The sequence below is a fragment of the Paenibacillus sp. GbtcB18 genome (assembly GCF_019091125.1).
Lineage (GTDB): Bacteria > Bacillota > Bacilli > Paenibacillales > NBRC-103111 > Paenibacillus_F > Paenibacillus_F chitinolyticus.
Map to the genome: position 1 here is coordinate 166424 of NZ_JAGXJX010000010.1, position 22652 is coordinate 189075.

Consider the following 22652-nt stretch of genomic DNA (forward strand, 5'->3'; position numbering starts at 1 on the left):
AGCCTTTCTCTTTTCAGGCTGTATCCCGCTTCATAAGGGGCTTTTTAGTCAATTCCCTGCGTCTTAGAACTGAACTTTGCTTTCGATGAACGCCTTCAGTTCGCTGATCGGCATCCGGGTTTGTTCCATCGTGTCGCGGTCGCGAACGGTAACTTGGCCGTCCTGTTCGGACTCGAAGTCGTACGTAATGCAGAACGGCGTGCCGATTTCATCGTGACGGCGGTAACGCTTGCCGATGGAGCCGGTGTCGTCGTAATCGACCATGAAGCTTTTGGCCAGGTCGGAGAAGATCGCCTGCGCGCCTTCGGACAGCTTCTTGGAAAGCGGGAAGATCGCCGCTTTGAAAGGAGCCAGTGCCGGGTGAAGGTGAAGCACGGTGCGGCTGTCGTCGCCTTCCAGCTTCTGTTCTTCGAAGGCGTCGATCAGGAAAGCCAGTGTGACGCGGTCGGCGCCGAGCGAAGGCTCGATGCAGTACGGCACGTACTTCTCGTTGCCCGCTTCTTGATCCACATAGTTGAAATCTTCGCCGGAGTGTTCCATATGCTGCTTCAGATCGTAATCGGTGCGGTCGGCGATACCCCAGAGCTCGCCCCAGCCGAACGGGAAGCGGTACTCGATATCCGTTGTGGCGTTGCTGTAGTGGGACAGCTCGTCATCGGAGTGGTCGCGGAGACGGATGCTGTCTTCTTTTACGCCGAGATTCAAGAGCCAGTCGCGGCAGTATGCGCGCCAGTATTCGAACCATTTCATGTCTTCGCCCGGTTTGCAGAAAAATTCAAGCTCCATCTGTTCAAACTCGCGCGTGCGGAAAGTGAAGTTGCCCGGTGTGATTTCGTTCCGGAAGCTTTTGCCGATCTGGCCGATACCGAAAGGAAGCTTTTTGCGCATCGTGCGCTGTACGTTCTTGAAATTCACGAAAATACCCTGCGCGGTTTCCGGACGCATGTAAACGACGTTGGAGCTGGACTCCGTAACGCCCTGGAACGTTTTGAACATCAGGTTGAACTGGCGGATGTCCGTGAAGTCGCGGCTGCCGCAATCCGGACAGGCGATTTCGTGTTCGTCCATCAGCGCTTTCATCTGATCGAAGGACAAGCCGTCCACAACGAGCTCGATGCCTTTGGCATCCAAGGCGTTTTCGATAATTTTATCCGCGCGGTGGCGGGCTTTGCACTGTTTGCAGTCGATCATCGGATCGTTGAAGTTGCCGACGTGACCGGATGCGACCCAAGCTTGCGGGTTCATCAGGATAGCGGCGTCCAGACCGACGTTGTACGGAGACTCCTGGACGAATTTTTTCCACCAGGCGCGTTTTACGTTGTTCTTCAGTTCTACGCCGAGGGGGCCGTAATCCCATGTGTTGGCCAGGCCGCCGTAAATTTCGGAACCCGGGAAAATAAAACCTCTGTGTTTGGCCAGAGCTACGATCTGATCCATGTTGACGCTCATTTTTGTTCGCTCCTTTGCGTATTTCGGGAATGGGTTAAAACATGATGCAAGCCAAATCGCCTGATCGCTGCCCGGGTCATGGGAATTTCCGTCTGAGCAGACTCCGCAGATTCATACGGAGCCTTCCGCCGCCCAATCGAAAAAGCCCCCAATCCCACAGGCATCCGATATGCCTAGGGACGAGAGCTTGAGCACCCGCGGTTCCACCCTAGTTGATGCTCCGCCCGGATATCCGCCGTTCCCCGTCATTCCGTACCCGTCCGGCACTTGCTTATCGGACAAAGGATCGGATTGCGGTGAATGGCGCCTGGCTGGCGCATCCCCTTTCTTTCCGCACGCGGCTCCGGACTGCCGTTTCGCTGGTTCCTTGCCCGGGCTTCCACCATTCCCGGATCGCTGATTCGAAGGAAATTCAGGTACTATTGGTCCTTCACGGCCGCATCGTATGCAGTTGGGAATAGTTTACCTAAGTTGCGTCAAAAAATCAATGCGGAAGCCGCACAGCCGGAACTCAAAATATTTTTCTGGAAAAGGGAGGAAATAAATATGGAGAGTCGAACTGTTTAGGTATTAAGAGAACTGCGGTGATAAAACTGACCCGGACGCATGCATCCGCAGATGCACATTTTGCAGCCTGTAAAGTTAAAGCCATTTAACTTTTGCAGAGACTCGGAGGAGGAGATAGACGAAAAACGACAGGCTTACGAGCGAGATGCGAACAACAGTCAAGGAGACGGCTGTGCCCGGATGGGCTAAACGGGATGTCCCGGGAAGTTTCCTAATTATGAAGGGAGAGAATTAACGGATGAATGGACAAGCAAAAAGAGGGTTAGCGTTTCTTCTGGTCGTCCTGCTGCTGCTCGTATCCTTGCCGCTGAGCGCTTTGGGCGCATCGGAATGGGTACCGGGAACGGCATATAAGAAAGGCGACGTCGTCAGTTACAGCGGATCGCTTTATGAATGTGTGCAGCCGCACACGGCACTGCAGGGCTGGGAGCCGCCGAACGTACCGGCGCTTTGGAAGAAGTCGACAGCCGTTCCGGATACGCAAGCGCCAACGGCGCCAACTGGTTTGACGGCGGGTACCGTAACGGGGAACTCCGTTGCGCTCAGTTGGACGGCTTCTACCGATAACGTTGGTGTAAGCGGTTACGATGTGTACAACGGTACGGCACTTGCCGGAACTTCCACGACGACTGCGTACACGGTAACCGGCCTGCAGCCGAATACGTCCTACACGTTTACCGTGAAGGCGAAAGACGCTGCCGGCAATGTATCCGCGGCCAGTGCGGCGGTAACCGTTAAGACGGCTGCCCCTGACACTCAGGCTCCGACTGCTCCAACTAATGTGACAGTCGGAAATGTAACCGCTAACAGCGTCGCGCTAAGCTGGACGGCTTCTACCGATAACGTCGGCGTAGCCGGCTACGACGTGTACAACGGTACCGCCCTCGCGGGTTCGACATCGTCGACAAGCTACACGGTGACGGGCCTTCAGGCGAGTACAGCGTACACGTTCACCGTGAAAGCCAAAGATGCGGCTGGCAACGTGTCTCCCGCAAGCGGGGCGGTAACGGCAACGACGACGAACCAGCCGGCCGGAAGCAACGAGATTATCGCCTACTTCCCTAGCTGGACTTCGTACAATACGCCGGCTTTCACACCGGCGAATGTCGACGCTACGAAAATATCCGCGATCAACTATGCGTTCCTGGATATTTGCTGGAACGGCAGACACGGCAACCCTTCCAATGATCCTGAGAATCCGAATGCCCAAACCTGGCCGTGCCAGAACGGCAACGGTTCCGCGAACAACGCACCGAACGGGTCCATCGTACTGGGCGATCCTTATGTCGATGACGTCGGCGAAGGCGGCGGCTACGAGAACCTGAAAAAACTGGCTCAGCTGAAAACGAAAAATCCGAAGCTGAAACTGTTCTTCTCCGTCGGCGGATGGACTTGGTCCAACCAGTTCTCCAACACGGCCGCGGATGCGACAGCCCGCCAAAACTTTGCCACTTCGGCTGTTTCTTTGCTCCGCCAGTACAATTTTGACGGTATTGATATCGACTGGGAATATCCGAACGCCATCGGAGTACCATGCGCTTCCGGTCAAACCTGCCAGCGCGCGGCGGATAAAGCCAACTACATCCTGCTGCTGCAAACTCTGCGCCAGCAGCTGGACACAGCCGGTCAGAAGGACGGCAAGCAGTACTATATCACGATCGCGTCGGGAGCTAACTCCACTTTCGTGGCGGATGCGGGCGGCACTTCGAACTGGATCACCCAAGCTGCGAACTATCTGGACTGGATCAACATCATGACTTACGATTTCCACGGTCCTTGGGATTCTTCCAGCAATCACGTAGCACCGCTTTACAACGATCCGAGCGATCCGGCGGGCACTCCGCAGTTTAATGTGGATTCCGCTGTCAAAATCTATCTGAACAAAGGCGTGCCGGCCAGCAAAATCACGGTAGGCGAACCGTTCTACGGTTACGGCTGGAACGGCTGCAGCGCGGGAGCCAAAGGCGACGGCCTGTATCAAAGCTGCTCCGGCTCCTCCAACACGGGTTCGGACGGCTCCACGTTCAACTTCTCGTACCTGCAGAACAAAGGCTACCTGACGAAAGATGCAAGCGGCAAATATACAGTGGGCGGCCTGGGCTTCACGCGTTACTGGAACGACGTGACCAAGACACCTTACCTGTACAACCCGACGAGCAAAATTTTCATCACTTACGAGGACGAGGCTTCGATTCACGCGAAGAATGAATATGCGAAGTCCAAAGGGCTGCGCGGCGTCATGTTCTGGGAGCTGGAAGCCGACAGCAACAAAACGCTGCAAACGGTCGTTTCCAACGATCTGCCTCACTAAGCACTTATCCATTTGGCGATTCTTAATAGGAAGAAAAGCGGGCGCTGTCTTAGGACGGCGCTCTTTTTCTATGGAAAAGGGACGATGAGGACGAAGGGTTCGCTTTCTTGCTTTTTCTATAAGATGCATTAAAATAGGCCGTTTACAGAGGTGAGCGGTCTCTAAGTGTCAGGCTGCGAGGTCTCGTACGGGCGAATTCGCCCGGAATGCTTATTTTTTCGATCTGGTGACAAAAAAAGGACGCCGCGGGGGCTTTTGCGGGTTGCGGGCGAACATTCACAAAGGTACACTAGTTATGTTACCTGATTTGCACAATGAAAGGATATGAATCATGCGATCTTTACGCAGAGAAGATATAGAGCTTCTGGCTCCTGCCGGCGACTGGGATTGTCTGCGGGCGGCCGTAGCGAACGGCGCCAATGCGATTTTTTTCGGGGTTGAGAAATTCAACGCCCGTGCACGCGCGCACAATTTCAAGATGGATGAATTGTCCGACATTATGTCGTTTCTACATTTATATGGCGTCAAAGGGTTCCTGACGTTTAATATTCTCGTGTTTGAGGACGAGCTTCGCGATGCGAAAGAACTCATCGAGGCTTGTGTGGATGCGGGTGTGGACGCGGTAATCGTACAGGATCTGGGCCTTGTCAAAATGATCCGCGACATCTCTCCGGATTTTCCGATCCACGGATCGACGCAGATGACCATTACTTCGCCGGAAGCGGTGGAGTTTACAAAACCGTTCGAGATCGAACGTGTCGTGCTCGGACGCGAAAACAACTTGAAGCAGATCAAAACGATCGGCGACCAAGCGAAGCTTCCGATGGAAGTTTTCGTGCACGGCGCGCTGTGCGTTTCCTATTCGGGACAATGCCTGACATCCGAAATGTGGGGCGGACGCTCCGCAAACCGCGGAGAATGCGCCCAGGCCTGCCGGCTGCCGTATGACCTGATCGTCGACGGAGAGCCTAAACCGATGGGAGACGTAGCTTACCTGCTGTCGCCTAAAGATTTGGCCGCTATCGAGCTGGTTCCGCAGCTTATCGAAGCGGGTGTCACCTCGTTCAAGATCGAAGGACGTCTGAAAAGTCCGGAGTACGTGGCCAACGTCGTGAGCAAGTACCGCCGGGCTATCGACGCGTATTTCGACGGGAAGGATGCGAAGCCGTCCAAGGAAGATATCCGCGAGCTCCAGCAGAGCTTCTCGCGCGGATTCACGAGCGGGTTCCTCGAAGGAACGAACAACAAGAAGCTCGTGGACGGCACGTTCCCGAAGAGCCGCGGCGTATTCCTCGGCCGCGTGAAGCAGGTTCTGCGCGATGCGGTCATTTGTGAGATTGAGGCGCCGCTCAAACGCGGAGACGGGATCGTGTTCGATGCGGGCGACCCGACGAAGAAGGAAGAAGGGGGCCGCGTGTACGACTTGCGCCGCAAAGGCGTCAAGATGGAAGGCGAAGCCGAGGGCGGCCTGATCGAAATCGTGCCGGGTCGCAACGATGTGGATCTCGGACGTGTCCGCGTCGGAGACCGGATCTGGAAGACGAGCGATCCGGCGCTCGACAAGCGCTTGCGTCAAACGTACGAAACTGAGAAGCCGTATCGTACGTTCCCGGTTCACGTGCGCGTCACCGGGGCGGCAGGCCAGCCGCTGAAGAGCTGGTGGAGTGATCCATCCTCGAACCACAGTGTGTTCGTGGAAAGCGAAGCGCTGCTGGAAGCGGCCCTGAAGCGCCCTCTCGGCGAAGAGGTGCTGGCGGAGCAGCTGGGACGTCTCGGCGGCACGATCTTCGAGCTGGCCGGACTGGACGTCCAGCTTAGCGGCGACGTGATCGTCCCGATGCGCGAGCTGAATGCCCTGCGCCGCCGCGCCGTGGAGCTGCTCGAAGCCGAGCGCCAGAAGCCCCGCCGGTACATGAAGCGCGAGGTCGACGCTTACGCCGACGAGCAGCTGCTGCAGGTGCCGGTGAGCGCCGAAGAGCGCCGGGCAAGCGGCCGGGCGGATGCGGCCGACCGGCAGGAGTCTGCGGAAGCGGCTCCGGCGCACACGCCTGACGCGGCAGGCAAGGCCGCAGACGGCACCGGAGCCGCTGGCGGACAGGCAGCGCAGCCTTACGGCGTGCGCTTGACCGCACTCTGCCGCGGCATCGAGCAGGTGCTTGCGGCCGTCGAAACCGACGTCGATATGATCTACGCCGATTTCGAGTTCATCAAGCAGTTCCCGGCCGCCGTGGAGGCCGCTCATGCCGCGGGCAAGAAGATTGCGCTGGCGACTCCGCGCATTCATATGCCGGGCGAGACCGGCTACTTCCGCAATATTTTGAAATTGCGGCCGGATGCGGTGCTTATCCGGAATACCGGCGCGATGTACTTCTTCATGAAGTACCGCGCGGAGAACCCGGAGGAGTACCAGCCGGAGCTGATCGGCGATTTCTCGCTGAATATCGCCAACCATAAGACGGCTTCGCTCTTCGTGGATGCCGGATGCTCCATGGTCACTCCTTCGTACGATCTGAATATCCAGCAGATGGTGGATATGCTGTCGCGCACGGATACGTCGAAGATGGAGATGGTGATCCAGCAGCATATGCCGATGTTCCATACGGAGCACTGCGTGTACTGCACGTTTATGAGCGAAGGCACCGACTTCACGAACTGCGGGCGTCCTTGCGAAGATCACCGCGCCTCTCTGCAGGACCGGATCGGCATGTCCCATCCGGTTCGCGTGGATGAAGGCTGCCGCAACACGGTCTACAATGCCATTGAGCAGTCCGGCGCCGAGTACTTGAACCACTTCCTTGAGCTGGGCGTACGCTCCTACCGCGTCGAGTTCCTGGAGGAATCGCCGGAGAAGGTCAAGGAAGTGCTGGACCTGTACCGCCGTGCGATCCGTGGCAACATTACCGGCACGCAGGTGTGGAAGACGCTCAAAGCGACTAATCAGCTCGGCGTTACCCGCGGCCAGCTTGTTAAATGGGGCCGTGTGGATACGATGGAATAAAGCAACGGATCGGAACAAAGAAAGGCCTGCCGGCAAACCGGCGGGCCTTTTTTGATTAGTATGATGCCGTTACTTGATACGAATGCGGTACGGTTCTCTTAGAGGATTCGGCCACTCTTGCAAGGTAGTGGTCAGCACGCCTCCGCAGTCTTTTTTGGGAATCGTGAAAGATTCCAAGGATTCGTTGGATTCGGGCTCTTCTCTGAAAGTCCTGCTTGAAGTATGGTTGGATACTTCGATAGTATTTCCGTTCGCATCTTTCCAGTCGCTCCAAGTTGTGTAGTTCATTTTGTCCCAGGAGGAATCCAGCCCGCTTAATTTAAGGGACACGGCGTAGCTGTCGCCCATGTCGGTTAGCTTCACAAGCTGAAGCCGATTGTCGGGAGATATGATCTGTTTGTTCGCCACATCTAGTTTCACGGTCAATTGGTCTTTGTCCAAAGCGGTCACCAGGCTTCCTTCCAAATACAGTTCCTTCGGTTGGGTAAAATAGGAGCTTTCGAAGGTGAGTATCTTTTTGTTCTCGCTATTGTTGGATGCGCCCCAATTCGAAAGACGTTCCCCTTTTTCGGTGACCAAATGAATGTCGCGCAGCCCGAAAAGCTGTTTGGTGTTGCTTTCCTCGTACGAAACGTCGAGTAAAATGCGGGTCGGATAAAGCTTGGCTTCATTAAACGTGACCGTTTGACCCTGGATCAAGACGCTTTTGCCGATCGGAATGGTTTCCGCCCGGTTCATGAACAGCTCCCGGTCGAGCTTGAACGGCACTTTCCAGACCGGTCCGTCATCTCCGGCAAGCTTCACCTCGAAAATAAAATCGTCCGGCATCGGGGTCCCTTCTACGAGCATGGCATCCAAATAGTCACTGCCCGAAGTTACAGGTTCGGCCGGGACAGGCGAATGCTGAAAACCGATAACAGCCGGCATGTAGCTCCCGTCAGCAGGATTCAGTTTCACCTCAGGGCCGCTTTTCCAGGCAGAGTGTTCTCTGTGCCAGGAATAAAACACGACGATCCGCGATTCATCGGCGATGACTCCGTTGAGCGTGACGGTTTCTCCGTTTTGCGTGTGGGATATGTTAATCGGTTGAAAAAATTCGTTGTCGACCGCTCGCGCCAGCCCTTTATCCTGGGTGCCCATTATCCGGACGAAAATCTCCATACCCGGAATTTGACGAATCGCAGCGGCGAAGGCGGGAGACACATGGATCATGGTCCCAAACACCGACACCAGCAAGACAAGGGAAGCCGCAGCGGTTAAGAACGTCCGGTTACGCCGCCGCACCGCTTTTGCTCTTTGAATGCCTTGTGCTATAGCCAAATCCGCCTCGGGGGGTATTTCCACGTCTGTGGTTCCGAGCAGTTCTTTTTGCAGCCAATCCTTCTCATCCATAGGCTTCGTCCTCCCTTCCGAGAATTGATTTTAACTGGTCGAGCGCCCTGCGCGCCCTGGTTTTGATCGTGCTTTCCGGCATTTGCAGCAAGGACGCGATCTGAGGGTATGTCCAGTCCTCCATATATTTGAGGATGATGAGTTGTTTTTCGGAAGGCTGCAGGCGGTCCAAGGCCATATATAAATCCAGGTTGTCGGGCTTCGGGCCGGAAACTTCTTTCGCTGACGTGTAATCCGGATAAACGGGACGGTTTCGGCGCTTCCGTTCATCGGCGCAATAATTCAATAGAATACGGGTGACCCAAGTGGAAAACAGCGTGTGATCGTTCAGCTTGCGAATATTACGGTAAGCGCGGAAAGCCGTTTCCTGCAGGGCATCCAGCGCGTCCGGTTGGCTGTGAAGGTAGGCGTAAGCGATTCGGTACAGCCTTGCTTTTTCTTCATCCATAAGCCGGGTAAAAGCCTGATCGTCCCCGTTTCGTGCCGCCCGGACCAGCATTTCGGTGTCCAGAAAAAGCTCCCTCCTTCCAGGTTCTATTGTATTAGACGGAGCAGAAGAGGGAATCGTCGGAGTTCCGGCGGAAATATTTTGTTCACAATTTTGACACATTTTTTTAATCCGAAATTCAGTTTTGTTTAAGCTTGTTTTATTGTGTCCTGGATATATTGAGTACGGCTTCTACAAAAGAACGTTGTCTATCCATTCCGGAACATGTGACTGGTGAACACCTATTTGAACGTTGAAAAGGAGGGGGCAGGATTGCTGGAAGTGAACGGAGTCAGCAAGCTCTACGAAAACTCCCGGGGAGTCAGGGAGATCAATTTCTCCATGCAGCGCGGGGAAATCGTGGGCTTTTTGGGGCCTAACGGAGCAGGCAAAACGACTACCATGAGGATGATTACGGGGTACTTGAATCCGACGGGCGGGAACATCCTGGTGGACGGCTTGTCTATGGCGGATCATCCCCGCAAGGCAAGGCGCAAGATCGGATATTTGCCAGAAACGCCGCCGCTTTATCCGGAAATGACCGTACGGTCGTACCTGAAATTTGTGGCCGATCTCAGAGACGTACCTGTCCGGGCCCAAAAAGGCAGGGTTAACGAAATTATTGACAAGCTGGGGCTTAACGGGCGCGAAAACCAGATCATCCGCAGCTTATCTAAAGGGTATAAGCAGCGTCTGGGGCTGGCGCAGGCGATCGTTCACAAACCCGATTTGCTTGTGCTGGACGAACCCACTTCGGGGCTGGACCCGAAGCAGATCATTGAAATCCGCAGCCTGATCCGCGAACTGGGCGAAAATCATACGGTGCTGCTCAGCACGCACATTCTGCCCGAAGTGAACACGCTGTGCAACCGTGTGCTTATTATTAATCAGGGGCAGATTGTGCTCGACGAGAAGCCGGAGATGCTCGGCGCGACGATGGGCGACACCTTCGAAGTGTCGCTGGAAGTGAAGGGCCCGCGCGAGGAAATCATCTCGCTGCTGGGCTCTACCGCCGGCATTGCCGCTGTGCGGGAGCTGGCGGACGGTACATCCGCTGCTGCGGCGCTTGGCCTCGCCGGTGCCCTGGCGGCTGTGTCCGGGGCGGGCAACGCGGCTGACGCGGAAGCGGGAGCGGCATCCGGCGGTGCGGGCGATACCGCGAGCGAGGCTGCAGAGGCGGCCGCAGTGGCGCCGGCCTCGCCGGATGCAGCGGCAGAGCCGACAGGCTCAGCTGGCTCCACGGTGCAGGCGGACGGCCCCGGAGGGCCCCGATCGGGGGCCCTCGAAGAGCCGGCTGCAGCCGGAGCAGGCGCCTCGGCGGCACCGCAGGCGAAGACCGGCGGGCAGCAGACCGCTTCTTCGGGGGAAACTGCCCCGGATACGGTCAAGCTGCTCGTCTCTTCAGCCGATAGCACGGACATCCGCGAGCCGCTGTTCTTCCGTCTGGCGGAAGCCGGGTATCCCATCCTGGAGATGAAGCGGGAGAGCCTCAGCCTCGAGGATATTTTCCTTAAGCTGACGACAGACGAGAGCTTGTCCGGGTCTGCCGAAGACGAGCCGGAGAGCCGTCCGGGACAGCCGTCCAGGCTGGACCGTGTAAGCAAATGGCTGCCGCTGAGAGATAAGTCCGGAAGCGCGGAGGTAGACCAATCGAAGGGAGACGGCGAAGATGCGTAGAACGTGGGCGATCTGCTCGAAAGAACTGCAAATGTTTTTCTATTCGCCGACCTCGTATGTCGCGTTCGCTTTTTATGTGCTGGTGTCGGGCATTATGTTTTACTTGAATTTTGTCATGGTGCAGCCCAGCCTGATCGATATCCGGTATGTGGTCGGTAATATCACGTTCATTTACCTGTTTATCATCCCGCTGCTGACGATGCGTCTGGTGGCGGATGAATTCCGTCACGGTACGGATGAGCTGCTGCTTACTTCACCTGCCGGAATCGGCGAAATTGTACTGGGCAAGTACCTGGCCGCTCTTATCGTCCAATTCCTGCTTACGTTGTGCAGTCTGGTTTACCCGCTGATCATGTCGGCCTTCGGCACGCTGGACCAGCCGGTCCTGTGGCTGTCATATCTCAGCATGTTCCTGCTGGGAGCCGCCATGATGGCGATCGGCCTGTTTGCCTCCACGTTATCCAACAACCAGATGGTGGCCGGAATTGCGGGTTTTGCCTTTCTTCTGTTTTTCTGGCTGATCGACTGGATGGCTGACGGATTCGGCGGCAAGTTCCGGGATTGGATTATCCAATTCTCGATGAGCGGCCGGATGGCCAATATGCAGAAGGGGATTCTTCAAGGAGCGGATATCCTTTTCTTTGTGACGCTTGCGGCTGTGTTCCTTATTCTCGGCATGCAGACTCTTGAAAGAAAACGGTGGAGGTGACAGCGATGAAGAAATGGCTGCGCGGTACAAATACGGCGGTGATTTCAGTCGCCGTCATCGGAATTTTTATTCTGCTGACCTTCTTTCTCCATTCGTTGAAAGATTTTCAGCTCGACTTATCCAAAAACAAAATGTACACACTCTCGGATCAAACGCTGGGAACTCTGAAAGAGCTGGGCAAGGACATTCATGTCACGGCCTTTACGAATCCTCAAGAGGATCCGGACGGCGTGCTGACCCGCGAAGTGACGGATATGGTTCAGGAATACAGCAAGCGTACGGGCAAGATTACGTATAACCAGTACGACATGCTGAAAGAGCCTTCCAAAGTCCAGCAGTACGGCGTTCAGCAGAGCAGTCTTGTTTTCGAAAGCGGAAGCCAGAAAAAAGTGATCACCTTCCAGGAAATGTTCACGGCCGGTCAAGGCTCCGGATCTTATCAGTTTGCCGGGGAAGAGAAGATGACTCAGGCCGTCAAAAGCCTGACCAGCACCGAGAAGCATACGGTGTATTTCTTATCGGGGCACCAGGAAATCACGCTCCAGGAAATGACCGTTTTGAAATCAAGCTTGGAGGGCGAAAACTATACGGTTAAAGATCTTAATCTATACCGGGAAGGCAAAATTCCGGACGATGCCGACATGCTGTTTCTGATCGGTCCCCAAACCGATTTGAACGACAAAGAGGCGGAACTGATCAAGCAGTACCTGAGCGGAAAAGGCAAGCTGTACGTCTCCCTGGGCTTCAGCCAGGAAATGGCGTCCAAATGGAAAAACATTGACGCTCTCATGAATACGTACGGTGTTAAGGACCAGCATGCGGTCGCCATCGAAGCGAAGCAGAGCACCCTGTACGATCCGCTTACGATTATTCCGGAGTACGGGGATCACGATATTACGACAAAGCTGAAAAACTACAATCTCCTAACGATGATGTCGCTGGCAGTTGCCCTGAATGCCCAGGAAGAGGGCGATTTCAAAAGCACGCCGATCTTGAAGACGTCGGCTCAAGCCTACGGTGAAACGGATATCGCAGGGTTGATGAAATCCCAGACGAATCAGGACGACAAAGATGTGAAGGGCCCGCTCAACCTGGGCTATGCCGTAGAAGATAAAGACAGCAAGCCTAAGGCTGTCATACTGGGCGGTTCCACATTCCTGATGGATCAGGAGATCAACGTGCAGGGCAACCGCGATTTTGCGATGAACAGCATCGGGTGGCTTCAGGAGAAGAAAGATCAAGTGACGATCCGGCCCAGACAGAACGAAGCGTATCAAACCGCTGCTTTAACGCCGGGACAGGCCAAAACGATCTTTTTCGTGGCGATCGTCTTTATGCCGCTGATCTTCCTGCTGCTCGGCGGGTTTATCTGGTGGAGGAGGAGAAAAGGGTGAAAAAATTCGCGCCCGCGCTGCTTTTGATTCTCGTGTTTCTGGGCGGTCTCTGGTATGCCTGGAGCCAGGATTTTTTCAAGGAAAAAGAAGCGGAGACATCTAAGCCTCTTGTCCATGTAAATGTTACGGATGTCCAAAGTTTCTCCATCTTGAGCGGAGACCAGCAGACGGAACTGGTCCGTAAGGACGGCGAATGGTCGATGACCAAGCCTTCGGCTGCTCCGCTTAACCCTAACTTAACCGAAGGCTGGATGGATTCTTTTAATTTGCTGACACAGGAAAGGATCGTAGAAGATAAGGCGTCGGATCTGGCCAAATACGGGCTCGACAAGCCTTCATCCGTCTATAAGGTACAGCTTGCGGACGGCACTTCCCAGGAAGTGAAGGCGGGCTCGCCTACGCCGGTGGAAGGGTATGTTTATGTACAATTGGGAAGCTCTCCTACCGTTTACCAAGTGGGAGAATCCTCGTTATCCGTCTTGAATAAGTCGCCGCTGGATTTCGTGGAAACGAGTCCGGTCAAATTCGATTACGATCAGGTAAAAAGCGTCACGTTCTCCTGGAAGGATCATAAATGGTCCCTGACGAAGAACGAAGCGGATAAATCGGCGGCCCAGTCCAAATGGAAGCTGCCGGATCGTGAGATCGAGGGGGCGGAAGCGACTCAGGTTCTGGATAAGCTGCTGTTCATGAAAACGGAAGAAATGCCTAAACGGGCCACCGATATGGCGATTAAGCCGGGGGAATGGACGCTGGAAGTTATGCGGACCGTGGATGGCAAAGAGATAAAAGATACGTACAGTGGCCGCTCCGACGGCAAATCCGTATGGATTGCCAAGCAGGATGGAGATTGGGTCTATGCCATTCCGCAGGCGGCCATGGAAGAAATAGCGTCTTCCAATGTGAAAAAGGGGCAGCCTTAATAGGTCCTCATGCCCGCAGAACTTTATATAAGTCCTTGAAAAAGAGAATGCTGTCTGCATTCCCTCCGTTATTAGACGGAAGGAACCTGAAGAATAAAAGCGCACGATGCTTTTATTCTTTTTTTTGCTTTGAGCCGCTTGTGCTAAGGGGGAGTGAGTTACATAGGATGGGTAAAAAATGGGCATGCTAATAAAAACATCCGATCAGGGGGTTGAGGGAATGGCAATCAGTCATGCCGGGGAGCATCGTGTCGTTTACAAAGAAGAACAATTGGAAAGGGTCACTCTTCCGGAGCTTCAATCGTTAGGGGACCTGATTCGTTTTGAACATACGCTGGCCAAACGTTGTGCCGAAGAAGCGGAATCTTCAACGGATGTAGAGCTGAGGGGAGTGCTGGAGCAATTGGCCGTGCTCCGGCTCGGTTGTGCCCGGCAGCTTCTGACTGCGCTGAGAAGCACGGAACTATGAACCGGCACCTTAAATCTCCGGCTCTAAGCTGTAGAGGATCTTTATGAACAGACCTTATGAACTAAATGGAGGTGGCTGCAAATGAAACAGGAACTTCAAACGGATCAAGCAGGAGAGAAACAATGGGAGACTGCCGAACGGACGATGGCCGATTTTAAAAGGCTTGCGTCCAGATATGCATCGGCCGCATGGGATGCCCGGCAGCCTGGCATTCGCGCTCTTTACCGCCAGCTTCTCCAGCAGACGCTGGACGATCAGGATAAGCTGTACAGGCTCCTCGCCGATCGCGGGGACAAGAAGAAGGTCCAAAACGCCAGCGGGGAAGACGTGCTGCAGGAAATTGCCAGCCATGACCGGGCGCTTTCCGAGCTGGAAGCCGCTATCCGGAAAGATTTTGCGGGAATAGAAGCGAAAGAAGCTGAAACGGGGGAGTCGCCGGAAGCGGTTTTTCAAGTTCTCGGGGAGGATGAAACCATCCCAGAGCTTCCTACATATGAAGAGAAAGAGCTTGAAATATTCGGAGAGCGTCCCGATTACTACTCTTCTCTTTCCTCGTCTTCCGTCTATGATTCTTCATACGGGGACGTCTATTATTCCGAGCCGTCAGTATCGGATGAGGAAGAGTCCGCTTCCGCGGACGCAGCGGAAACGGGTACGCCCGCGCTCACAACGCGTTTCGGAGGCGCCCCTGCGCCCGCAGCGCCTGAGCAGCCGGCCCCCGCACCGGCAGCAAGTACGACGCCCGCGCCGCTGTCCCCATCGCGCTTCGGAGGCACGCCTGCGCCCGCGGTGCCTGAGCATCCGGCTCCCGCATCGGGGGCAAGCGCCACACCCGCGCCGCTGTCCCCGTCGCGCTTCGGAGGCGCGCCTGCGCCCGCAGCGCCTGAGCAGCCGGCTCCCGCACCGGCAGCAAGCACGACGCCCGCGCCGCTGTCCCCGTCGCGTTTCGGAGGCGCCCCTGCGCCCGTAGCGCCTGAGCAGCCGACCCTCGCACCGTCGGCAAGCACGACGCCCGCGCCGCTGTCCCCGTCGCGCTTTGGGGGCGTGCCTGCTTCCACAGCGCCCGAGCAGCAGGCTCCCGCGCCGTATGCAGCTCCGCGCTCCCCGTACGGCCGTCCTGCCAAAGGCGGAGCGGCGCCTTACGGCACGCCTGCCGCAGCAGCACAGCCTGTGGCCTACGGGCAGCCGCCGGTTTCGTCGTCCTACGGCGGCTTCCGCAGTCCGGCTCCGGCCCCCGTATCGGCCCGGGAGCCTTACGGCCAGTCCCGGCCACAGCCGGGTCAGCCCGCGGCAGGCGCTTACTCTGCCGGCCAGCCCCGGGGCTACGGGCAGCCTTACGCCCGCCAGCCGCAGCAGTCCGGCTCGACGCCACCCGCGGCGCCGCCTGCCCAGCAGCCTTACAACTCCCCGTATAGGGGAGAGGACGGCGGCAGGCCGCCTGCTTACCGGCCGCAGAGTTAACGGCACTGCCCCCGGTTCTCCAATTGCCGCCGGCGCCTCTCCCGATAGTAACATCCTCAAAAAAACGCCTCCTCGAAAGGCGTTTTTTTATTGCCGTAATTCCCGGGACTTGCGGATTCGTGGAAGTGACGTCGGTGGTTGCTTGCGGATCCACTTCAGGAAAGCCCGCATCCGTTCATCACTGCGCAGTGCATCAAGCGTATGAAGCCCCCGCTCCAGTTGTTCGTTCGTAAACAGGGCGTGAATCTGCTTATGGCAAGGAATGCAAAGCATTGCCGTAGGCAGAAAGGTGCCTCCTTTTTCCTTCGGAGTCAAGTGATGCTCGGTCCGATTCACCTCGTGGCGTCCGCATAATTCGCAAGTTCCCTGCTCTCTCTTTTTAACCATATCCGCCTCTCCCTTCCGGTGCGTTTCGCCGTTTACAGTATACCCTTGCCGAAGATACTGGCATGTTTCCTCATTGCGCCACATATACAAGTTACAGGGATGTCCCTCCCGGCCATTTTATTAACCGAAGGAGTGTCTAAATCATGCGTAAAATAAGCGGTAAACGATCTTTTGTGCTCATGCTTCTCCTTATCTTTGCCTGCAGCGGAGCCTTAACGGCATGCGGCTTCCAGAACAAATCGGAACAGGTCGGCAGTTCGGCCGTTTCAGGCGAGGCCCCGACTATCGACGCAACCTTAACGCAGGAAGGCACATCCGCCGTTATTTCCTACAAGGTCAGCAACTTGAAAATCGCAGGCGACAGCATGGGCGCGGCGCCCAAACAAGGAGAAGGCCACCTCCACATTTACGTGGACGGCGTTCAGAAAGCGATGCTGAAGACAGACGCCCCGGTCCGTCTGGAAAACATCCCTCCGGGCAAGCATACGATCAAACTGTCCCTCCAGCAGAATGATCATGTTCCTTTAAATGTGGAAAAAGTATTCGATGTAACAATTAAAAAGTAATCGGGATCTTTCAAGGCCTACATAACCGGGTATCCCCGAAGCCGAAGCCGGACGAACCTCGCGTTCGGGCCGGTTTCTTTTTTTCTTTTCCGGGCTCCAAACGCGAGCTTCCTCTCACTCCCACCTCTCAAAATAGAAGTTCCTCTTTCGCGAACGTACATTCCTGTTTTATAATAAAAAGAGGTCTGTTTCCTGATTTGACACACCCGGACGCGTAGCATAGACTGAGGGTATTGAAGTGCAGACAGGCGGCTTATTTACGCCTATGCTTGAGCGGAGGGAAGAAACGTTTTGATCGTAGACAGCTCAACCTGGAAACATGTTTTTAAGCTCGATCCCGACCGGGAAATATCCGACGAGGCTCTGGAGCGTATTTGCTTGTCCGGCACCGATGCCATTCTTGTCGGCGGTTCGTCCGGCGTAACGTTTGACAATACCGTGGATCTGCTTGCCCGGATACGCGGATTTGAAGTGCCCTGCATTTTGGAAGTGTCCGATGCGGAAGCGATTGTGCCGGGCTTTGACCTGTTTTTTATCCCGATGGTGCTCAATGCCGGAGATCCCCAGTGGATTCTCGGACGGCATCACGAGGCGCTCAAAGAATACGGGGCTATCATGGACTGGAATGAAATTCTAGTCGAAGGTTACGTCATTCTGAACGGGGAATCTACCGCCGCGAAAGTGACGGCAGCCCGTACGGACCTGACCGAGCGTGACGTTGTGGCTTATGCCCGCATGGCGGAGCATCTGCTTCGGCTGCCCATTTTTTATGTGGAATACAGCGGAACTTTCGGCGATATGGAGCTTGTTCGAAGGACGAGACGTGTCCTCGAAGGCACTCGGCTTTTCTACGGCGGCGGCATTGACGGCCCTGAGAAAGCGAAGCTGGCGGCCGAAGCCGCCGATACGATTGTGGTCGGCAACCTTATATATGAAGATTTGGACCGGGCGCTGGAAACAGTGCGGGCGTTGATATAACAAGCGGGGATCGGTTTCGGCCGGTCGGCCGTGGAAGGAAGGTAATTTCATGATTGATATACAGCAAGCCGTTCAGAAGCTCAACCCTCAGCAGCGTAAAGCCGTGGAAGCGACCGAAGGGCCTCTTCTCATTATGGCGGGAGCGGGGAGCGGCAAGACCCGGGTGCTGACCCACAGAATCGCGTATTTGATCGGAGCGAAACGGGTGGCCCCTTGGAGCATTCTGGCCATCACCTTTACCAACAAAGCCGCACGCGAAATGCGTGAACGGGTCGAACAGCTTGTGGGCCCGTCCGCTAACGACATCTGGGTCTCCACGTTCCACTCCATGTGCGTGCGGATTCTCCGCCGCGATATCGACCGGATCGGGTTCACTTCGAATTTTTCCATCTTGGATTCCGGCGATCAATTATCCGTTATTAAAACTTGCATGAAAGAGCTCAACATCGATACAAAGAAATTCGAGCCCAAAGCCGTTCAGGCCGCAATCAGCACAGCCAAGAACGAACTGGTTACCCCTCAGCGCTTTGAACAGAAGATCGGGGATTATTTTGACGGTCTGGTGGCCAAAGTCTATACCCTGTACCAGAAAAAACTCAAAAGCAACAACTCCCTGGATTTCGACGATCTCATTATGGCGACGATCCAGCTTTTTACCGATGTGCCTGAAGTTCTGGACTTTTATCAAAATAAATTCCGCTTCATACACGTGGATGAGTATCAGGATACGAACCGCGCCCAGTATATGCTGTGCCAGATGCTGGCGGACAAATCCAAGAATCTCTGTGTTGTAGGGGACTCTGACCAATCCATTTACCGCTGGCGGGGAGCGGATATCACGAACATTCTCAACTTCGAGGAAGATTATCCGAACGCCACGACCATTTTGCTGGAGCAGAATTACCGCTCCACTTCGACCATTCTGCAGGCGGCCAACAAGGTGATCGGCAACAATACGGGCCGCAAAGCCAAGAATCTCTGGACCGACAAAGGCGAAGGCAGCAAAATTCGGGTATACCAGGCGGATTCCGAGCATGACGAGGGATATTTTATTGCCGGTGAAATAAATAAGAACGTCGGTTCCGCACAAAAATACGGAGATCACGCGATCCTGTACCGCACAAATGCCCAGTCCCGGGTCATCGAGGAAATTTTAATTAAATCCGATATTCCTTATCAGATCGTGGGAGGCGTCAAGTTCTACGACCGCAAAGAGATCAAGGATATTCTGGCTTACTTAAGACTTATCTCCAATCCGGACGATGATATCAGTCTGACGCGGGTCGTGAATGTTCCTAAACGGGGAATTGGGGATACTACTCTGGATAAGGTGGCCGATTTCGCGGCCAGACGGGGAATCTCCATGTTCGCCATGCTCGATGAAGTGGAATCACTGGAAATTTCGGCGAGAACGCGCAACGCGCTTGCGGACTTCCGGGATATGATCCATAACCTTCACCGGATGGTGGACTACTTGTCCGTCACGGAACTTACCGAGAAGGTTCTGGAAATGAGCCAATACCGGATGGAGCTGCAGCGTGAGAATACGCTGGAATCCAAGTCCCGGCTTGAGAACATCGACGAGTTCTTATCGGTTACCAGCGAGTTTGAAACCCGCAATGAAGACAAATCCCTTGTCGCGTTTCTGACGGATCTCGCGCTTATTGCGGATATAGATACGATGGACAAAGATGAGGGACCTCAGGACTCGGTCGTCTTGATGACTATGCACAGCGCCAAAGGCCTGGAGTTCCCCGTTGTCTTTATCATCGGCATGGAGGAAGGCGTCTTCCCTCACAGCCGCGCTGCCACGGACAACGAGGAACTGGAAGAAGAGCGGCGCCTGGCTTATGTAGGCATCACGCGTGCCGAAGAAAACCTGTTCCTTTCCTGTGCCCGGATGCGGATGCTTTTCGGCCGGACAAGCACCAACCCGCCGTCCCGGTTCCTCAAAGAGATTCCGCAGGAACTCATGGAGATCGTCTCGTCCGGCGGAGGGGGCAGCACATTCTCCGGCTGGTCCCGCAGCGGCGGTACGAGCTTCGGGGGACGCACGTCCTCCGGCTTCGGCAGCTCCGGCTCCACAAGCTTCGGACAATCGGCCGGGGGCGGTTCTTCCTGGGGGAGCCAGACTTCCTCATTCGGCAAGACTTCTCCGGGGGCCTCTACAGTGCGCAGTACGCCGCGTACGGCCCCTGCGGCAGCGGGAAGCCAGCCTGGAGACTTCAAGATGGGGGACAAGGTATCCCACGGCAAATGGGGTACAGGTGTCATCGTGGCGGTTAAAGGCAAGGGAGACGATACGGAGCTGCAGATCGCTTTCCCGGCGCCCGTAGGCGTTAAACGGCTGTTGGCCAAATTTGCACCGATTACGAAGCAATAACCCGAATTCAAGGAATAGATGAGACGAGAGGAAGAAAATAGATGGCCGACTTCACTGCGGAGATGAAGACACTCATCGAAGCTATCGAGCAGCACAATTACAACTATTACACGCTGGACCGCCCGGTAGTTACCGATGCCGAATATGATAAACTGTATGACCGGCTGGTGGAATTGGAGCAGGAGTCGGGAGTGACTCTTCCGAATTCTCCTACAAGGCGTGTCGGCGGCGAACTGTTGAAAGGGTTCGAACCCCACCGTCATCTCTCCCGGCTGTGGAGTCTGGACAAGACACGCGACAAAGACGGACTTAACGCTTGGCTGACGCGGGTATTGAAGCTCGTTGGCGAATACAATAAACAGAACCCGGACAATCCCCTGCCGCACCCGACCTTCGTCGTCGAGCTTAAATTTGACGGTCTCACCCTCAATTTGACGTATGACAAAGGGATACTGGTCCAAGCTTCGACCCGTGGCAACGGAACAGTAGGAGAGGGAATCCTGGAGCAGGTAAAAACCATCCGCTCCGTCCCTCTGGAGATTCCGTACAAAGACGGGACCATTGAAGTACAGGGCGAAGGCCTGATGTTCCTGTCCGTTTTGGATCAGTACAATCAGACGGCGGCCGAACCGTTCAAAAATGCGCGCAATGCGGCCGCGGGGGCTCTTCGCAACCTGAATCCGCAAGTAACGGCGAAACGCAAACTGAGCGCCTTCTTCTATAATGTAGGCTATTCCGACAACCTCCGGTTCAACGACCATCGGGAAATGGTGGAGTTTCTTAAAGAGAACCGGTTTAAGGTTAATCCCGACATCAAATTTTTCGACTCCATCGACGATGTTATGGAGGAACTGGAGCGAATCGGAAGCAATCGCCTGAATTATGATTTTCTCATCGACGGCGCGGTAGTCAAAGTCGCGGATATGCGTACGCGAGAAGTGCTGGGCTATACCGAGAAATTTCCGCGTTGGGCCATCGCATTCAAGTTCGAGGCTGAAGAGGTTACGACCGTTCTGGAATCCGTATCCTGGGAAGTGGGACGCACGGGCAAAATAACGCCGGTAGCGCGTGTGGAACCGGTCGATCTGGCAGGTGTGACCGTACAGAACTGTACGCTGAACAACATCGGTGACATCGAACGCAAAAACTTGAAGCATGCTCTGGGGAGTCTTGTTTATATCCGCCGCTCGAACGACGTAATCCCGGAAATACTCGGCAAAGCTACGGAAGAGACCGACGGCGAAGAGATCGTTTACCCGGAAAATTGCCCGGCCTGCGGAACTCCGCTTGAACAGCGCGGGGCTCATTTATTCTGTCCGAACCGTTTGGGCTGTAGGCCTCAGATGATCGGCAGAATTACTCATTTCGCTTCCCGTGACGCGATGGATATCGATACGTTCAGCGTGATGACGGCGGAACAGCTCTATCAGGAGGTGGGTGTACGCGACCCTGCCGACCTGTACGGGCTCACTTATGACGATCTGATCAAACTGGAGCGTTTCGGCGAGAAAAAAGCCAACAAGCTGCTTGCCGCGTTCGAGAAGAGCAAGGAGTGCGACCTTTCGTCCTTCTTGTTTGCTTTAGGTATCCCGAATACGGGTAAAACCACGACCAAAGTGCTGGCCGAGCATCTCGGCAGCCTCGACAAGGTCATGGAGGCGTCGATCGAAGAACTGATCGCGCTGCCGGATGTCGGCGGAATCGTCGCCGACAGCATCTACAGCTTCTTCCGCGATCCGCTCATGCAGGACAGCATCTCCCGCATGCTTGCGGCGGGCGTCACACCTCGCGCGGAAGAAAAGCCGGCCGCCGCGGCGGACGAGAGCCATCCCCTCTTCGGCAAAACCATCGTGCTGACAGGTACGCTCAGCGCGATGAGCCGGGACGAAGCGGCGGATAAGCTCGAAGCCCTCGGCGCCAAAGTAACCGGCAGCGTCTCGAAGAAGACGGACATCGTGATCGCCGGGGAGAGTGCCGGCAGCAAACTTGCCAAGGCCCAGTCTCTTGGCATCCGCATTATAGATGACGAACAGGAGCTTCTTGCTTTGCTTGGAGAGTAGTTGGTCGCCGTTTGGACACAAGAGACAAGGCTCGTCGTACGGGCCTTGTCTCTACTTTTGTATATAGGAGACGTTCGTGAGAGGGACTCCTTCGGCAGACTGGTATCACCCCGCTCTAGCTCCGGTCATTATGAGGAATCGGAAGCCGTACACGGGCATTTTAAGGGGCTAGGAGGCGTAAATTTCATGCCTGTACCCATTTTTCAACCGTATTAAACACCTGGAAGAAAATTCTTTTGAAATAGGGGTTGCAAATAGTTAAAAAGCCTGATAATATTAGTTCTTGTCACCGCAAGTGACGCAAACATTAAGTAAGCTCCTTGAAAACTGAACAGAACTAATTTACAACCAGCATAGATTTAAAATTGAGCTTAATCAGCTTGAGATAAACCGCTGGCCGTAAGGCTGGCACAACTTTATCGGAGAGTTTGATCCTGGCTC

16 protein-coding genes are annotated in these 22652 nt (G+C 55.1%); 12 read left to right on the plus strand and 4 right to left on the minus strand.

The features are described from left to right. Nucleotides 1-63: 63 nt before the first annotated feature. Nucleotides 64-1449: a glycine--tRNA ligase gene (locus KVT34_RS24935; protein ID WP_042233715.1), complete on the minus strand. Its 1386-nt coding sequence runs from the start codon at nt 1447-1449 to the stop codon at nt 64-66. Between the two features lie 805 nt (nt 1450-2254). On the opposite strand from KVT34_RS24935, the gene KVT34_RS24940 reads away from it, so the two are divergent. Further along, nucleotides 2255-4327 (plus strand): glycosyl hydrolase family 18 protein, encoded by a 2073-nt coding sequence (locus tag KVT34_RS24940; protein ID WP_217562164.1) that lies wholly within the window; start codon nt 2255-2257, stop codon nt 4325-4327. Between the two features lie 331 nt (nt 4328-4658). Further along, nucleotides 4659-7325, plus strand: coding sequence for a U32 family peptidase (locus KVT34_RS24945; RefSeq protein WP_217562166.1), 2667 nt, complete (start codon nt 4659-4661; stop codon nt 7323-7325). Nucleotides 7326-7394: 69 nt separating this feature from the next. Here KVT34_RS24945 and KVT34_RS24950 read toward each other — a convergent pair whose 3' ends face one another. Together KVT34_RS24950 and KVT34_RS24955 are read right to left on the minus strand one after the other, a co-directional pair. After that, nucleotides 7395-8717 (minus strand): DUF4179 domain-containing protein, encoded by a 1323-nt coding sequence (locus KVT34_RS24950; protein WP_217562168.1) that lies wholly within the window; start codon nt 8715-8717, stop codon nt 7395-7397. After that, a complete protein-coding gene (locus tag KVT34_RS24955) occupies nt 8710-9216 on the minus strand; it encodes a sigma-70 family RNA polymerase sigma factor (RefSeq protein ID WP_254635121.1) in 507 nt (168 codons plus the stop codon). Before KVT34_RS24955 ends, KVT34_RS24950 begins: the two co-directional genes overlap by 8 nt. 261 nt (nt 9217-9477) lie before the next feature. On the opposite strand from KVT34_RS24955, the gene KVT34_RS24960 reads away from it, so the two are divergent. From KVT34_RS24960 to KVT34_RS32490, 6 genes are all read left to right on the plus strand, one after another. Beyond that, a complete protein-coding gene (locus KVT34_RS24960; protein ID WP_217562170.1) occupies nt 9478-10881 on the plus strand; it encodes an ABC transporter ATP-binding protein in 1404 nt (467 codons plus the stop codon). Beyond that, nucleotides 10874-11590: an ABC transporter permease subunit gene (locus KVT34_RS24965; protein WP_217562172.1), complete on the plus strand. Its 717-nt coding sequence runs from the start codon at nt 10874-10876 to the stop codon at nt 11588-11590. Before KVT34_RS24960 ends, KVT34_RS24965 begins: the two co-directional genes overlap by 8 nt. Nucleotides 11591-11595: 5 nt before the next feature. Further along, entirely contained in the window at nt 11596-12984 is a 1389-nt protein-coding gene (locus tag KVT34_RS24970; protein ID WP_217562175.1) for a GldG family protein, read from the plus strand. Continuing rightward, the gene (locus KVT34_RS24975) at nt 12981-13907 is read left to right on the plus strand and encodes a DUF4340 domain-containing protein (protein ID WP_217562177.1); all 927 of its coding nucleotides are present in this window, start codon (nt 12981-12983) and stop codon (nt 13905-13907) included. The genes KVT34_RS24970 and KVT34_RS24975 overlap by 4 nt, the downstream gene beginning before the upstream one ends. Before the next feature lie 220 nt (nt 13908-14127). Beyond that, the gene (locus KVT34_RS24980) at nt 14128-14376 is read left to right on the plus strand and encodes a hypothetical protein (protein ID WP_254635122.1); all 249 of its coding nucleotides are present in this window, start codon (nt 14128-14130) and stop codon (nt 14374-14376) included. An 81-nt stretch (nt 14377-14457) separates the two neighbouring features. Further along, the gene (locus KVT34_RS32490) at nt 14458-15837 is read left to right on the plus strand and encodes a spore coat protein (RefSeq protein WP_217562181.1); all 1380 of its coding nucleotides are present in this window, start codon (nt 14458-14460) and stop codon (nt 15835-15837) included. Nucleotides 15838-15924: 87 nt separating this feature from the next. Here the strand turns inward: KVT34_RS32490 and KVT34_RS24990 are convergent, their stop codons facing one another. Then, entirely contained in the window at nt 15925-16224 is a 300-nt protein-coding gene (locus KVT34_RS24990; protein WP_217562183.1) for a hypothetical protein, read from the minus strand. 143 nt (nt 16225-16367) lie between these two features. Between KVT34_RS24990 and KVT34_RS24995 the strand changes: the two genes are divergently transcribed. From KVT34_RS24995 to ligA, 4 genes are all read left to right on the plus strand, one after another. Continuing rightward, the gene (locus KVT34_RS24995) at nt 16368-16790 is read left to right on the plus strand and encodes a DUF6130 family protein (protein WP_217562185.1); all 423 of its coding nucleotides are present in this window, start codon (nt 16368-16370) and stop codon (nt 16788-16790) included. Between the two features lie 291 nt (nt 16791-17081). Next, nucleotides 17082-17768 (plus strand): heptaprenylglyceryl phosphate synthase, encoded by a 687-nt coding sequence (gene pcrB / locus KVT34_RS25000; protein WP_217562187.1) that lies wholly within the window; start codon nt 17082-17084, stop codon nt 17766-17768. A gap of 49 nt (nt 17769-17817) precedes the next feature. Beyond that, the gene (gene pcrA, locus KVT34_RS25005; RefSeq protein WP_217562189.1) at nt 17818-20151 is read left to right on the plus strand and encodes a DNA helicase PcrA; all 2334 of its coding nucleotides are present in this window, start codon (nt 17818-17820) and stop codon (nt 20149-20151) included. A gap of 41 nt (nt 20152-20192) precedes the next feature. After that, a complete protein-coding gene (ligA, locus tag KVT34_RS25010) occupies nt 20193-22211 on the plus strand; it encodes an NAD-dependent DNA ligase LigA (protein WP_217562191.1) in 2019 nt (672 codons plus the stop codon). Nucleotides 22212-22652: the final 441 nt, after the last annotated feature.